This is a genomic window from Cohnella sp. (assembly GCF_041640265.1).
In the GTDB taxonomy this organism is placed as follows: Bacteria; Bacillota; Bacilli; order Paenibacillales; family Paenibacillaceae; genus Cohnella.
In genome coordinates this window covers 142,633-156,812 of sequence record NZ_JBEQAP010000002.1, presented here as the reverse complement: position 1 = coordinate 156,812, position 14,180 = coordinate 142,633, and the positions used below count along the sequence as shown (strand labels likewise).

The window sequence follows — 14,180 nt, the reverse complement described above, 5'->3', positions numbered from 1 at the left end:
TCCTTAGGCCGTCACTAGCAGCTGCGTATACTTCCTCGTCAGTTGCTCCAAATCCTCACCCATGATCGGAAATTCAATCACCCGCGGGATTTCATTAGAAAAATAGGGCAGCACAGCTCTCCATTGTGCATGTTCATCAACAGATAACGGTGCGGCCGCTTTAGAGCCGTTTCGTTCCTCTGCCCACTTAAAGTGTACATATACAACGTAGTCGGCAAGTGTTTCAGCAGCTTTGCAAATATCCTCACCAGCCCAAAGCCAGTTTCCTACATCGAACGTCATACGGATAGGAATTCCAGCCTTGGCGCAATCCTCGAAAAATCCGCGTAATATAGTTGCATTGCCTCCGTGATTACTCTGATCATTCTCTACAGTTAAATGAATGGGAGAATTTAAATAGTTGGCTCTTTCCATACAATTCAAGAGCTCTTCGAGACTCGACTTTCCTGGAACATAAGTTCCAAGAGTCGTTTTCACGTAAGATACCCCTAGCCGCTCGCCTTCCACTAGCGTTTGAAATAGTTCCCGTTCATTTAATTCCCCTTCAGTCGACCATATTTCTACGGGAGCGGATATAGCGGAAGCTAGAAAGTTCATCCTCAACACTTCTTTAAGCTCTTCAAGAGGAGGTTCTTCTTCAACAAAAAGCTCTCGGCGAACTTCAAATCCGGTTGCCCCCGATCGTGCCGCTAATTGAGCAAAATAAGATTGGCCATGCTTCTGTACCAAATCGGCACCATATACCGAAGCGGCTATAAAAATAGGCGGTTTCATGAGTTTTATCCTCCATCCAATAACGTCTGTTAGCCTTTAATACCTGTTGTCGCAATTCCCTCAACAAAATAACGCTGCGCAAAGAAGAAAATCAGCAAGCATGGGAGAACGGATAGGACCGACATGGCCATCACCTGATCCCAGTTGGAAATAGAGGAGTTATCGAGCGACATTCGCAGCCCCAAGGAAATGGGGTATTTTTTTACACTATTAATATAAATGAGAGAATTGAAGAAATCGTTCCATGTCCAGATAAACTGAAATAACGCAGCGGATACGATAGCCGGCTTGCATAGAGGCAGCAAAATATGGGTTAAAATCTTAAATGAATTGCAGCCGTCTACGACCGCTGATTCATCGAGCTCACGCGGTAAGCCACGGAAAAACTGAACCAGCATGAAGATAAAGAAGGGATAAGTCGCAAAGGCTGCCGGAATAATAAACGTCCAATAGGTGTCCAGCCAGCCAAAGTTGCGAAACAGTAAATAACTCGGAATAATGATAACGGCATTAGGAAGCATTAAAGTCGCAATCATCATGGAGAAAAGCACGTTTTTCATCGGAAACCGAAAGCGGGCAAATCCATATGCCACGAGTAGACTGGATACCACGGTCGCGATCACTGTCGGCACTACCAGTAAAAACGTATTGAAAAAGAAGGTGCTAAATCCGAACTGTCCAGTCCCTTTCCAACCATTGATGTAAGAAGTAATTACGAATTTGGAGGGAATCAGATTTACCGTCGAGAAAATCTCGGGCAGCGGCTTGAATGACGCACTTATCATCCAAATGATCGGATAAATTAGAACAATACCAAATACGGTTAGAAAGCTTAGCCTGCTCACACGATCCAGAGTTGTCATCAGAATTTCCCTCCATCATCGTAATGAGTCCAATATTTCTGGGATTTGAAAGCGATAACCGTAAACAACATAATGCATAGGAACAAGATCCAGGAGAGCGCTGACGCATAACCCATTTTGGAATACAAGAAGGCGTCTTGATAGAGCTTCAATCCAAACAAATAGGTGCTGTTCAAAGGCCCGCCATTCGTGATGAGAAATGCTGCAGTGAACTCCTGAAACGCAGTAACCGTCTGCATAATCAGATTGAAAAACAAAATCGGTGTGAGCAAAGGAAAAGTAATGCTGAAAAACATGCGAAACTTAGATGCCCCGTCAATCGTGCCCGCTTCGTATAAATCATTGGGCACTTGCTTAAGTCCGGCTAAGAAGAGCACCATCGAAGATCCAAACTGCCAGATGGAAAGCAGACTGATTGAAATCAAAGCTAGAGAAGGTATTCCAAACCAATCGATAGCCGGTATTCCCACGCTAGTAATAAATTGATTAACAACACCATCTACCGTGAACATGGAACGCCATAAGACAGCGATCGCTACACTTCCGCCTAATATAGACGGAAGGTAGTATAACGTTCGGTATACCGAAATATATTTCACATTCATATTAAGAATAACGGCGATCAGAAGCGCAAATGCGAGTTTTCCAGGTACGGCAAACAATGTATACAGAAAAGTAGCTTTGAGTGCCGGGAAAAACAAGGGATCTTGCGTAAACATATATTTGTAATTGCTCAGTCCAACAAACTTTTCGGGCCTCAATAAGCTAAAATCAGTAAATGAGTAGTAGAATGAGGCCAGGAACGGATACATCTTGAATACCAGCAGCCCAATGATGAATGGAATTACATATACCAATCCTATCCATTGTCGGTTCTCAGAGCTCCTGATAACATTCCCTAATTTATTCATAGCTGCCACCCTAACTAAAACAATTTATTTTGTATTTGCCATGATTTCTTTCAATTTAGCCTCATAACGTCCTATCATTTCTTGTGCAGCTGCTTCCGGCGTCAATTTACCAAAAGCGACTTTCTCAATGACCTCATTGGATATTTTAAGCAATTCCTGATTATTATTAATAAAGCTTGGCGCTGATGCTCCGTTTGCCAGAGCCGTCTCTAAGGAGGTTGCAACGACCTGATCGAGCTGATTGTTCTCAAGCAGCAGCTTTTGCGCCGATGGCTTAACTGGAATTGAACGCTCCACGCCCAAGGTTAAGGTAGCCTCTTTATTCGATAAGAACCAATTTAGAAACTTGGCAGATTCTTCAACATGCTTCGAGTTTTTGTTAATGCCTATCAGCTGCGAAGGTCTTGCATTAATACCCGTGGATTTACTGTTTTCCTTAATCGGGAACAGTGTTGTTGTAATATCAAAGTTTACAGCCGTACCCCGATGCTTCGGAATATCTGCCACATTGGCAATGGTCATTGCAGATTGGCCATTAATCCACTTGGGATTCTGCTCGGTTTTAGCATTGAATAACGCGCTCTCTCCTAACGGCTGAAGCACCCCTTCATCATACAAAGTTCTGATGAAAGCAAAGGTATCGGTCATCGATTGTTGATCGAAACCCAGTGTGTAGTCTCCATTAACAAGGTACTTGCCTGTCAACTGACTGTGGTAGGAAGGAACTATTTTCTCGGTGAGCGTCGCTAAATCCGAATTGATCAAGTAATTTTTCGGATTTTTTTGATGCAGCTTCGCCCCTTCCGCCATGATTTGCTCCCAGCTCCATTTCTCATGCATAGGAATGCCTTCGCTTTCCATAAACGTTTTGTTTACGATAGCTGTAAGTGCATTCATGCCGGTTGGGGCTCCTTGAAGCTGGTCGTTAATTATCGCCCAATCTTTCAAAAACTGTTCATCGAACTCGCTTAGATCTATCGTATCTTTTAACGTATACATATCTACGAACAAGTCAGCTTGACTGACCAAATCATTGATCCATAGATAATCGAGTTGGATAAGATCGGGAGCTGTATTACTGAACAGCTGTGTTTGAAGCTTCTGATAATAGCCGTCGAACGTCCCATATTCCGCTTCTATTGTGACATTCGGATTCTCTTTCATGTACATATCAATCGCTGCCAGTGTTGCCTTATGCCTAGTCTCGCCGCCCCACCAAGAGAAACGAAGCGCTACTTTCTCGTCTTTGTTCTGACTGGACGTTTCATTATTCGTTGTTTCCTTATTCGTATCAGCCGAATTCGATCCGGAACAAGCGGATAACATTGTTGTAAGGGCAAGCAGCAGGATTAAACCTAATTTTGTCAGCTTACTAGAGCTCTTAAGCATTCTTCAATCTCCCCTTAGGATATTATTTATAGTTTACAGATGGATTCACGCAGGTTAGCAGCGGTTTCTTCGCGAGGCCGGCTAGCAGGTTGTCAACAGCTAACATTGCCATTCGATTACGCGTCTCAACCGTCGCGCTTCCGATATGAGGCGTTACTAGAATATTAGGCAACGATAACAGTGGATGATCACCAGGCAGAGGCTCTGGATCTGTTACATCTAATGCCGCATAAGCGATTTTTCTATTTTTCAAGGCATCATACAGATCATCCGTATTTACAACCGGCCCTCTTGAAGCGTTTACAAAATAAGCCGTAGCCTTCATTCGTTTGAACTGTTCCTTTCCAAACATCCCTCTACTCTGATCGGATAAAGGAACTAACACGACAATACAGTCGGCTTCATCCAGTAATCCATCGAAGGAAACATATCTTGCTCCCAACTGATCGTCGTCTTGCTTCCGATTGCGATTATGATAGATGATATTCATTCCGCTGGCCTTCGCTCTCTTCGCTACCGCGGTTCCAATATCCCCCAACCCATAGATGCCAAGCGTCTTCCCATAAAGATCTGTACCCATCACTTCGCGCCATTGGCCTGATTTCACTAGGTTCCAGCCTAAATGAATTTGGCGCATAGCCGACAATAGGATGCCGAACGTGAGATCAGCCGTTGCTTCAACCAGTACTCCCGGGGTGTTGCCGAAGGGAATCCCTTTCTTAGTACAAGCCGCGACATCAATATTGTCATAACCGACACCGGACTGCGATACAACTCGCAGCTTAGGAGCAGCGCTTAACAGCTCCTCGTCCACTTTTATTCCGTGGCTGACACTCAACAAACCATCCGCATCTTGGAGATATTCCAATAAAAGCTCCCGCGGAATGGGACCGGATCCTTCCCATAGCTGCACATCACAATGTTCCTTAAGCTTTGCGAATGGCGCTGGCCAGGTTTCACCTGTTAAGACCACTTTATATTTCATTTTTTATATCCCCTTCAATCATCCATTAAGCCAGCTTGTTAGATGATGGGTATTAATTGCTCCCTTACATAGCTGCTATTTTCCATCATAGCACCATCCGGGTCGGCTACCGCTTTCTCGGATTCTTCCTCAACCATGATCCATCCATTATAATTCGTATCTCGCAGGTTTCGAACGATACGCGGGAAATCGATCACACCATCTCCCATCGCCTTCCATACATAATCCGCAGAAGCATCTTTAAAGTGGACGTGTTTGATAAGCGGTCTGTAGGTTTCGAATATTTCCGCTACATCCATGCCCCCGCATGCAATATGGCCGGCATCTGGGGTATACCCGATCACATTCGTATCTAAGCCTTCGAACATGATTTTATAATCCTCGATATTTCTGAAAACCGAGCCTGGCGGAGAATTGGGATGGAAAGCGGTGACAACACCCTTGTCTGCCGCTCTTCTAGCAAGAGAATTGACACAATTCAGAACATTACGCTGTCTTAGCTGTAATTGCTCGCGATTATTTCCCGGCATCTGGACAACATTGAGCAGCGCATTGGGGAAGTGTCTGAGATATTCTACAAAGTAATCCGCTGCGCTTCGCTCCGCGTCCGTCTCCTCTTCATTAAGCCAGTGCAAGGAAAGAGTTAACGCCGCGAGCTCGAGATTGCGTTTATGCAGCTCTTCCTTGAGAAGTGTCGGGTGATTGTGAAATCTTCCTAACATCACTACCTGCGTATCCAAGCCTTTGAAACCACTGTCTGAAATGACATCCATAATATGAGTCAAATTGTCCGACTGTGTCTCATATGACAATTGCCAAGTGTAGCCATGACATCCAAACTTCATCCCCATGTTTCTTCACCCCATTCTATTATGTGATGGCGATTCCATTGTTGCTGACTAAATAATAGCGCTTACATTAGACAATAAATAGAGCTTTGGTTTGCGATTAAGTATCACTAATTAGGTTTCTTTACTATCATCTTCGACAAAAGGTATCCTTTCTTGCTATTAAATAGCTAAACTTAATATTTCAGCTGCCACCCTTATTCTTTACATTAAAAGCTGTTATACTTTTAATAGACATCAAGATTCGATACAAGGAGGGAGCTCTATTGTATAAGCTTTTGATCGTTGACGATGAAAAGGAAACCCGAATCGGATTGCGTAACTATTTCCCCTGGCAAGAAATCGGGTTTGAAATTGCGGGCGAAGCAGAGAATGGATCAGACGCTCTTTCTATTATGGAAAATGAACACATAGATGTGGTGCTTAGCGATATTAAAATGCCTGTAATGAACGGCGTGGAATTAGCTTCTGAGATTTTTCGAAAGCGCTTACCTGTCAAAGTCGTGTTTCTAAGCGGTCATAAGGAATTCGAATATGCACAAAAAGCCATCATATACGGTGTAAAAAATTACATTATTAAACCCACCAAATACGACGAGCTGGTTGAGATTTTCAAAGCGCTTAGCGATGAATTAAGCAACGGGACTGTTAAGAGATCAGTGGAATCCTCTACCATAGAAAACAAGCTAATATCAGCCGTTCGTCAATATATAGACAAGAATCTTCCCACGGCTAGTTTGGAAGGCGCTGCCGAGCAAGTATTTATGACCCCCCAATATCTCAGTAAGTTTTTTAAAGAAAAAACCGGTCAAAATTACTCTGATTTTTTACTGGCTGAACGAATGAAGAAAGCGAAAGAACTTCTTGATGACTTCCAGTACAAGATCTATCAAGTGAGCGAGCTTGTCGGCTATGCCAACTCCAATAATTTCACTCGAGCATTCCGTAAATACTACGGAAAGTCGCCGCGTGAAGCGAGAAGCGAGTAACTTATGAAAACGATTCATACCTTTTTCGTTAAAAACTTCATAAGCATTATTCTGCCCATGTTCATCCCGATTTTAGTACTTGGGGGATTATTCAGTCATATTATCGAGAATTACATCAAAGATGCTATTAATGCCAATAACTTAAGCCTGCTTCGGCAAACCAAAGATAACGTTGAAATCATTTTTAATGAATTGGATGCCATTTCTTTACATTTTATTATAAACCCCGTTATCATTCAGAATATGAACCGCATCTTAAGAGAACCGGTGCTCGTATCGGGTGATCTGCCGTTGTTCGAAACAGTACGCGGCTTTATCGACGCTCCCGCAAACGCCAGACCCTACATCAACTCTATTTATTTGTATATTCCAAATGACCATGGTCGTTTTTACAACAGCAATAACGGGATTGATCATTTAAGATCATCTCACGATGTTGATTGGCACCAAAGTATTCTACAACATGAGAATGATACGATGTGGACTGAATCCCGTACGATTGAGGAATATTCTTTCCAGCCAACGAAGAAAGTGATATCGCTTTATCGTAAACCGAACCAAGCACAGAATCCCTTGTATGCAGGTGTGCTCGTTCTTAACATTTCCAAAGAATATATCGAGAAGCAACTCGACCATCTAAAGGTGATGCCGGAGCAACACATCCTTATATTGGATGAAAATAATGAATTACTGACCAGTACTCAGGGGGTTGATTTCACGAATAGTCAATTTAAAGAAATAGCCCAGAATAAGGATGACGTTTTTACGATTAAATCCCCAATGGGTCCCTTTCTGGTTTCGAAAATAAGCTCTGATAAATATCACTGGAACTTTGTGACGATCACTCCACAGGTAAGTCTGTACAAAGTCCCTAATTACCTCACTAAATTAACGATACTTTTACTCATTGCTTGTTTTATTGCCGGTTCTGTCTTGGCCTACCTGCTCACTAGAAAAAACTATCGAAATGTTAAATCGATCCTCAATATTATCCACTCCGCCAAATTCGGTACTGAACTGCCGTTGATCGAGAAAAAGCCATATAATGTCTACAATTACATTATTGAAAATGTACTAAGAACTTTCGTGGAACGAGACTATTTAAATGTGCAGCTCTCGGAACGTAAATATCGAAACGAGGTTATTGAACTTAAAACACTGCAAAACCAGATGAACCCCCACTTTCTGTTCAATACTCTGCAGAGCATTTATTGGAAGGTACTCAGTCTCACCGGAAAGCCTAATGAGGCGAATGTGATGATAGAGCATTTATCCGACATTCTTAAATATGCCCTTGATGTACCGACACAGCTTGTCCGTCTTGAAGAAGAGATGCAATATACGCGCAGTTATATCGAAATCCTTAAATACAGATATACGGGTAAATTCAAAGTCATATGGGACATGCAAGAGGATCTTCTGGATTGCCAGGTGAATAAGCTTATTCTACAGCCGTTGGTTGAGAATGCTTTATATCATGGTATTAAAAATAAAAAGGATCCAGGGATTATCAAGATTAGTATCCGCGCAAGAGGATCCCAATTACAAATATCGGTGATTGACAATGGAGTAGGAATCCCCTCTGACAAACTAATGGAAATTAAGAATAGATTGCAATTCTCGTTTGCAGATGTCGATGCAGGTAAAGAACATATAGGTCTTTATAACACTTACAAAAGAATAAAATTACAATTCGGGGATACTGCTCAATTAGTCATAAAATCTAAAGCAGGCTGGGGAACTAAAGTTGATATTTATATTCCTAAAAAATAGAGTTAGTGCAATATCCAAAAAAAGAGCAAAGCCAAGCCTTGTATCAGCTTGAGCCTGCTCTTTTTCTTTGAACACAACTGTTAATCTAGTCCGCTTCCGTTGTTACTGATACTGGCAGACTTGCCGATGACAAATTACCTGCTTTGTCCTTAGCTCTAACCGCAAAGCTGTATGTCGTGCTAGGGGTCAACCCCGTGACGGTAAAGCTCGTAGTCACCGTCGAACCGGCGACAGCAGTTTGTAAAATATCGTAGCCCGTAACCTCGGTATTATCCGTAGATGCATCCCACGTGAGGGAAATGCTGTTATCGTTTTTTGAGGCAACCGAGACGTTTGCAGGAACGGATGGCGCAGTCGTGTCCGCTGGAGGAGGGGTTGTTGTACCTGCTGAATAAATAGCCATTCCAGCAATTGTAGGATCCCCAGTGACTCTAACAAGCTCCATATTCAGGACTCCGTCGTTTACCGTCACGGTGTAAGGACCATGCTTGCACCATTGGTTTAACGGCATCGATCCGATCGGGCTGCTTGTTACTTGAGTACCCTCCAGTTTGACATGGAAGGAGCGAAAGTTCGACTTGTAATTCTCAACGGTCCATAAATAGATCTGATAGGTACCGTTTGTGATCGATTGACTGACGCTAAACGTGTTTCCGGAGTAGATATTGCGGTTCAGCATCGTATTCGTCTGGCTGTCGACCGCAGGACTATAGCTTACATTCCCAATATGCCGGGATATAGGTGACATCGTGATTCCCGCCGAGCTCTCCGCCAGCCATGAATGACCCTCTATCGTAACGGCGTTGCCGTGAAAGTTGATCCCCTTAACGAAAACGGCTGTCCCTTGACTCGGTGCCGCGTCCGTTGTTACCGACACCGGTGAGCTTGCGGATGACAAATTACCGGTTGCGTCCTTAGCTCTAATCGTAAAGCTGTATGTCGTGGTAGGGGTCAATCCGGTGACGGTAAAGCTCGTAGACACCGTTGATCCAACTACGGTACTGCCTTGCAAGATATCGTAACCCGTTACCCCAACGTTATCCGTAGATGCATTCCACGTGAGAGAAACGCTGTTATGAGTTTTTGATGCAACTGATACATTTGCCGGAACGGATGGCGCAGTCGTGTCCGACGGAGGAGGGGTTGTCGTGCCAGCGGAATAAATAGCCATTCCAGCAATTGTAGGATCCCCAGTGACTCTAACCAGCTCCATGTTCAAGACTCCATCGTTTACTGTTACGGTGTACGGACCGTACTTACGCCATTGGTTTAACGGCATCGACCCGATTGGACTGCTTGTGACTTGAGTACCCTCCAGTTTGACATGGAAGGAGCGAAAGTTCGACTTGTAATTCTCAACGGTCCATAAATAGATCTGATAGGTACCGTTTGCAATCGACTGACTAACACTGAACGTGTTTCCCGAGTAAATATTGCTGTTCAGCATCGTATTCGTCTGGCTGTCTGTCGCAGGACTGAAGCTCACATTTCCAATATGCCTGCGAATGGGTGACAGCGTAACACCCGACGAGCTCTCCGCCAGCCATGAATGGCCTTCTACCGTAACAGCACTGCCGTGAAAGTTGATCCCCTTAACGAAAACGGCTGTCCCTTGACTCGGTGACGCGTCCGTTGTTACCGACACCGGTGAGCTTGCGGATGACAAATTACCGGCTGCGTCCTTAGCTCTAACGGTAAAGCTGTATGTCGTGGTGGGAGTCAATCCGGTGACGGTAAAGCTCGTAGACACCGTTGATCCAACGACGGTATTCCCTCGCAAAACATCGTAGCCCGTTACCCCAACGTTGTCCGTAGATGCATTCCACGTGAGAGATACGCTGTTATGACTTTTTGATGCAACTGATATATTTGCCGGAACGGATGGCGCAGTCGTGTCAGTTGGAGGAGGGGAGTTTATGTTCACTTCATCCCTCGTTATAGCATAAGCGTTTGAGTAGAATTGCTGCTTATTTGCAGACGTGTTTTCATTAGAGAAGTTTGGTTCACCCCAGGCCATAGCCCAGGTATATCGCCATTGGCTGGTTTTCATTACATTCATGTCAGGCAAGCGGCCGACTTCTCCAAGAGCAATGGGTTTACCTCCACCGAAAGCATAAAGTTCATCATGGAAGCTTTGTGTAAATTCACCCAAGTAAATATCCCATGCTAAGATATCAACTTTACTATGACCCGGGTAGTAAAGCTTATAATCTCCAATATTGGGATCCGAGGCCTTCATGCAGTTCGGATTCCATACCCATAGAATGTTGTCCAGCCCGTGATGGTTGACGAATCGATCATAAGTCAGATTCCAAAGCGCGGCGAAGTTGGACTTTTTGCCCCACCAGAACCAATACCCATTCATCTCATGCCACGGTCGGAAGAGAATCGGCACATCTGCGTCTTGAAGCGTTTTGAAATGAACTGCAATTTTATCCATTTCCGCAATAAGCCAGTTGTACTTCGGGTCGCCGGGTGTTAGGATTTGGTTGAATTCCGTTTGCGTGGTCGCCCGTTGCACCCCTCCCGACCATTGATAGGGCATCCCAGGGTATGTGCAGTGCCACATAATCGTTGGGATGCCGCCTGCCTGGTTGTAGGTTTTGGCCGCATCTGCGACAGCTGCTCGCTGATTATAAGCCGTCGTTGCATTCTGTCCACTGATCGGCCCTACTTCAAGACCTATCACTGCAGGGTATTTGCCACCTGAGTTCGGGAGAGCCAAATTTACAATGTTACCCATCGGCGCTTCAAGCCAGTTGTGTTGACCTGTTAATAGGCCTGCATTCGGACTCATAAGCGTGTTGAGGTAGGAAAGAAGTTCTCTCGCCTCTTTAGAGGCATTTTCATTAACGGGAGCCTGTCCAGCCATCCTCACTCACTCCTTTCTTATTAATAAATGGGGTCCATTCCAGATATATATGCGTGGCCGCTATTTTGCAATTACGCTCTATATCGTTTGCTGTAAGTATTATAGATTATGTTATGTTGAGATCATTCGTGAGGGCAGATCTGATGAAAGCGATTTTCACAACTTTTCTTTAAACAAAAAAAACCTCCGTCAAGGAGGCGAATGATACTTATATTTAGATCTTATTTACTTCTTAAACCTAACGATTAGAAGATCCCAGAAATGGAGCACAGGCAATTGTACGACTGCTGCTTTGCCTCTAGCGTTTGTCTCCACCCGGTAATTCAGCGTTTTCGGCCGCCCGCCATCCACGTCCGGACTCGCCAATAGAATGGAAGAAATCTCGTGGTCGATCGCAATAGACACAAGTCGGCCCTTTACCCGTTCGGGCAGTTCTTTCTCCTCGTTCCAGTAGTCATCCCTCACCCCTGTCAGATTCACGAAATGAATAAGCTTATGATTGGGCTGCTCCTGTATGATCGTCCACACCTTACCCGCTTCCCCATACGTGCTCGATTCAAAGCCTTGAAATTCGTATTCCAGATTGTCTCCATCGGTATGGGTCATGGATACATCCCTAAGCGTTCGATCGTGTGTCACGTGCCCGTAGCGTACACCGAAATCACAATAATCTCTTACGGTCCTTCTGAAATCGGTGCTGATCTTGGAATGGTCAACGTAATATCCTTGCGTTAATACCCCGCCATTCTCACCATGGAGCAAATGATAAGCACCATGAGCCGTGACAACCGCGTTCAACAAACGGAACGCATGCTGCGCCCCTTCTATGCCAAGAGAACCCTGTTCACGGAAAGGCTTAAGATAGGCAGCTAGAATAACATTTTTTCCCTTACTAAGATGATTGGACCAAGTAATGATCTCTCGCAAATGATGGTAGCGCTCATAGGGTTTCCATACTTCCACGTAAATAGCATCCTGACTCGACCGAGCAACGGTATCCACTGGCCAATTGCCCACATTGTTGAAGATCAGACAGACATCCTCTTTAACCGTTGACAGCTCTTCTCTTGTTTCATTGATAAGAACGGGAAAATGCTCTTCTAGCCGCTCCAGCCGGGAAACGCCGTTCAATCTTGACCAGCCCGTTTTCGGAAACCCATATGTATCCAGGTGAATACCATCGAAATCCAGCTTCTCAACGGCTTGCCTGTATTGATTGATAATATGATGAAACCACGGACTATCAGGCGATGTGTTCATAATGTTAAAAATACCAATGAAATCAAAAGGTTCTCCTGCGCTGGTATACAGTCTCCAATCCGGATGCCGATCCGCAAAAGCTTTACTGGCTGCATAAATCGCTCCATACGCTACCGCTTTCATTCCATAATCATGACAGAGTGCGATCTTCTCCTCCACGACACCTCTGCTCACGATACGACCCATTAAATCGGTATATTGTTGTTCGTCGCTGACCAGCTCATCATGCCGATACATCCAATCATAGAATTGCACCAGATTCAGGTGAAGCTTAGCCATCCACTTCACATCTTCATCGTCGCCGGCTTCACTAGCATCGTAATCGCTTAGAAAGCCGTATCGCGTTGCTTTCCGCCAATCGCTTACAACATCAAAGGAGGAGGAGAGAGAATGGATGTGTTGTTGTCCCAAGTACAAGTCGGCATCAACACCGTAACCGGTAAACGCTGTATTGAACGATCCAACAGTCAAATGAATGGTACGTGAGCTGATCGAAGGCAGATCGATTGTAAGCTCATGTCTCTCTACTTCTGCATCTAGCTCCCGTACGATGCAGTAAATTCTTAAAGTTTGCTCTACATCGGAATCGCTCTCGAGCTCGATCGCGATTTCCACTTTTTCCGCGCTGCGGTATTGGGCTTTTAATGGATAAATATCTTTGATTCGGTAAGCCGTATCGTTCAAGCTGTTCATCCTTTCAGAGCACCTGCTGTAATGCCCTTAATAAAGTATCTTTGGAAGAGCAGAAACGCAATGACCGCCGGAGCAAGTCCGATAAGAGCCGCGGCTGCCATCAAATTCCATTTGGCACCGTAGGTTTGGAAGAACATCGACACGGCAAGAGGAACCGTCTTCATATCCTGAGCCTGCAGAAAAAATACCGCTTGCCCGTAATTGTTCCATATCCCCAGTCCCACTAAGATAACAACAGCAGACGTAACCGGCCGGATAAAATGAAAGGTTACCCGCCAGAACGCCGTGAAATAGGTACAACCGTCTATCACCGCTGATTCTTCCACCTCTTTCGGCAGAGCACGGATAAAGCTTGAATATAAGAACACGGATAACGGAAGCGAATTGGCTGCCGTTAACAGAATCATCGCCCAATGGGTGTTAATCCCGTTAATGTCTTTCATCAACGTATAGAGCGGCACCGTAATGATGATAGCCGGAATCATGAGACAGATAAGCAGAATATTGAAAATAGCAACATTGCCTTTATGCCGGAACCGGGCAATGGAATAACCCGCAGAGCTCGACACAAGAACGACTAATAGGATAGCACCCGCCGTAATAATCGATGAATTGATCATTGCACGGCCTAATTTGGACACCTTCCAAGCCTCGGGAAAATTTCCTAATGAAAAGTCGGGAATCAGAAACAGCCCTCCGAACACGTTGCTGGACGGCGTGTTCATTGACAAATAGATCAGCACGTAAAAAGGTATGATAGAGATCAGGACCATGAAGGTCGCAATGACATATTTCATGATCGTCGGTATTCCTCGCATGGCGT

11 protein-coding genes are annotated in these 14,180 nt (G+C 44.5%); 2 read left to right on the top strand and 9 right to left on the bottom strand.

The annotated features are described in order from the left end of the window. Window positions 1–3: 3 nt before the first annotated feature. Genes ACESLK_RS02595 through ACESLK_RS02570 form a run of 6 tightly spaced genes read right to left on the bottom strand, consistent with a single transcriptional unit; the run spans window position 4 to window position 5,773 of the window. Window positions 4–774 carry a hypothetical protein gene (locus ACESLK_RS02595; RefSeq protein WP_372661772.1) on the bottom strand — a complete coding sequence of 257 codons (771 nt, stop codon included), beginning with the start codon at window positions 772–774 and terminating at the stop codon, window positions 4–6. Between the two features lie 29 nt (window positions 775–803). Continuing rightward, a complete protein-coding gene (locus tag ACESLK_RS02590) occupies window positions 804–1,637 on the bottom strand; it encodes a carbohydrate ABC transporter permease (RefSeq protein WP_372661769.1) in 834 nt (277 codons plus the stop codon). Next, a complete protein-coding gene (locus ACESLK_RS02585) occupies window positions 1,637–2,548 on the bottom strand; it encodes a carbohydrate ABC transporter permease (protein WP_372661766.1) in 912 nt (303 codons plus the stop codon). Before ACESLK_RS02585 ends, ACESLK_RS02590 begins: the two co-directional genes overlap by 1 nt. 24 nt (window positions 2,549–2,572) lie before the next feature. Then, on the bottom strand, window positions 2,573–3,937 hold the full coding sequence (locus ACESLK_RS02580; protein WP_372661763.1) for an ABC transporter substrate-binding protein: 1,365 nt from the start codon (window positions 3,935–3,937) through the stop codon (window positions 2,573–2,575). Window positions 3,938–3,959: 22 nt separating this feature from the next. Beyond that, window positions 3,960–4,922 carry a 2-hydroxyacid dehydrogenase gene (locus tag ACESLK_RS02575; RefSeq protein WP_372661759.1) on the bottom strand — a complete coding sequence of 321 codons (963 nt, stop codon included), beginning with the start codon at window positions 4,920–4,922 and terminating at the stop codon, window positions 3,960–3,962. A 38-nt stretch (window positions 4,923–4,960) separates the two neighbouring features. After that, complete coding sequence (locus tag ACESLK_RS02570) at window positions 4,961–5,773, bottom strand: sugar phosphate isomerase/epimerase family protein (RefSeq protein ID WP_372661756.1); 813 nt, start codon at window positions 5,771–5,773, stop codon at window positions 4,961–4,963. Window positions 5,774–6,036: 263 nt separating this feature from the next. On the opposite strand from ACESLK_RS02570, the gene ACESLK_RS02565 reads away from it, so the two are divergent. Together ACESLK_RS02565 and ACESLK_RS02560 are read left to right on the top strand one after the other, a co-directional pair. Then, window positions 6,037–6,759, top strand: a complete 723-nt coding sequence (locus ACESLK_RS02565; protein WP_372661753.1) for a response regulator transcription factor — start codon at window positions 6,037–6,039, stop codon at window positions 6,757–6,759. Between the two features lie 3 nt (window positions 6,760–6,762). Continuing rightward, window positions 6,763–8,532 carry a cache domain-containing sensor histidine kinase gene (locus ACESLK_RS02560; protein ID WP_372661750.1) on the top strand — a complete coding sequence of 590 codons (1,770 nt, stop codon included), beginning with the start codon at window positions 6,763–6,765 and terminating at the stop codon, window positions 8,530–8,532. Window positions 8,533–8,617: 85 nt separating this feature from the next. Here ACESLK_RS02560 and ACESLK_RS02555 read toward each other — a convergent pair whose 3' ends face one another. The 3 genes from ACESLK_RS02555 to ACESLK_RS02545 all read right to left on the bottom strand — a co-directional run bounded on the left by ACESLK_RS02555 (window position 8,618) and on the right by ACESLK_RS02545 (window position 14,175). Continuing rightward, on the bottom strand, window positions 8,618–11,404 hold the full coding sequence (locus ACESLK_RS02555; RefSeq protein WP_372661747.1) for a glycosyl hydrolase: 2,787 nt from the start codon (window positions 11,402–11,404) through the stop codon (window positions 8,618–8,620). A 225-nt stretch (window positions 11,405–11,629) separates the two neighbouring features. Further along, on the bottom strand, window positions 11,630–13,357 hold the full coding sequence (locus ACESLK_RS02550) for a glycoside hydrolase family 66 protein (protein WP_372661744.1): 1,728 nt from the start codon (window positions 13,355–13,357) through the stop codon (window positions 11,630–11,632). Continuing rightward, a complete protein-coding gene (locus ACESLK_RS02545) occupies window positions 13,354–14,175 on the bottom strand; it encodes a carbohydrate ABC transporter permease (RefSeq protein WP_372661742.1) in 822 nt (273 codons plus the stop codon). The genes ACESLK_RS02550 and ACESLK_RS02545 overlap by 4 nt, the downstream gene beginning before the upstream one ends. Window positions 14,176–14,180 lie beyond the last annotated feature (5 nt).

What these genes read in the sequence shown, in the direction of transcription:
- ACESLK_RS02580 (WP_372661763.1), bottom strand. Translation starts at nt 3,937, where the DNA reads ATGCTTAAGAGCTCTAGTAAGCTGACAAAATTAGGTTTAATCCTGCTG.
- ACESLK_RS02590 (WP_372661769.1), bottom strand. Translation starts at nt 1,637, where the DNA reads ATGACAACTCTGGATCGTGTGAGCAGGCTAAGCTTTCTAACCGTATTT.
- ACESLK_RS02555 (WP_372661747.1), bottom strand. Translation starts at nt 11,404, where the DNA reads ATGGCTGGACAGGCTCCCGTTAATGAAAATGCCTCTAAAGAGGCGAGA.
- ACESLK_RS02560 (WP_372661750.1), top strand. Translation starts at nt 6,763, where the DNA reads ATGAAAACGATTCATACCTTTTTCGTTAAAAACTTCATAAGCATTATT.
- ACESLK_RS02575 (WP_372661759.1), bottom strand. Translation starts at nt 4,922, where the DNA reads ATGAAATATAAAGTGGTCTTAACAGGTGAAACCTGGCCAGCGCCATTC.
- ACESLK_RS02550 (WP_372661744.1), bottom strand. Translation starts at nt 13,357, where the DNA reads ATGAACAGCTTGAACGATACGGCTTACCGAATCAAAGATATTTATCCA.
- ACESLK_RS02545 (WP_372661742.1), bottom strand. Translation starts at nt 14,175, where the DNA reads ATGCGAGGAATACCGACGATCATGAAATATGTCATTGCGACCTTCATG.
- ACESLK_RS02595 (WP_372661772.1), bottom strand. Translation starts at nt 774, where the DNA reads ATGAAACCGCCTATTTTTATAGCCGCTTCGGTATATGGTGCCGATTTG.
- ACESLK_RS02585 (WP_372661766.1), bottom strand. Translation starts at nt 2,548, where the DNA reads ATGAATAAATTAGGGAATGTTATCAGGAGCTCTGAGAACCGACAATGG.
- ACESLK_RS02570 (WP_372661756.1), bottom strand. Translation starts at nt 5,773, where the DNA reads ATGGGGATGAAGTTTGGATGTCATGGCTACACTTGGCAATTGTCATAT.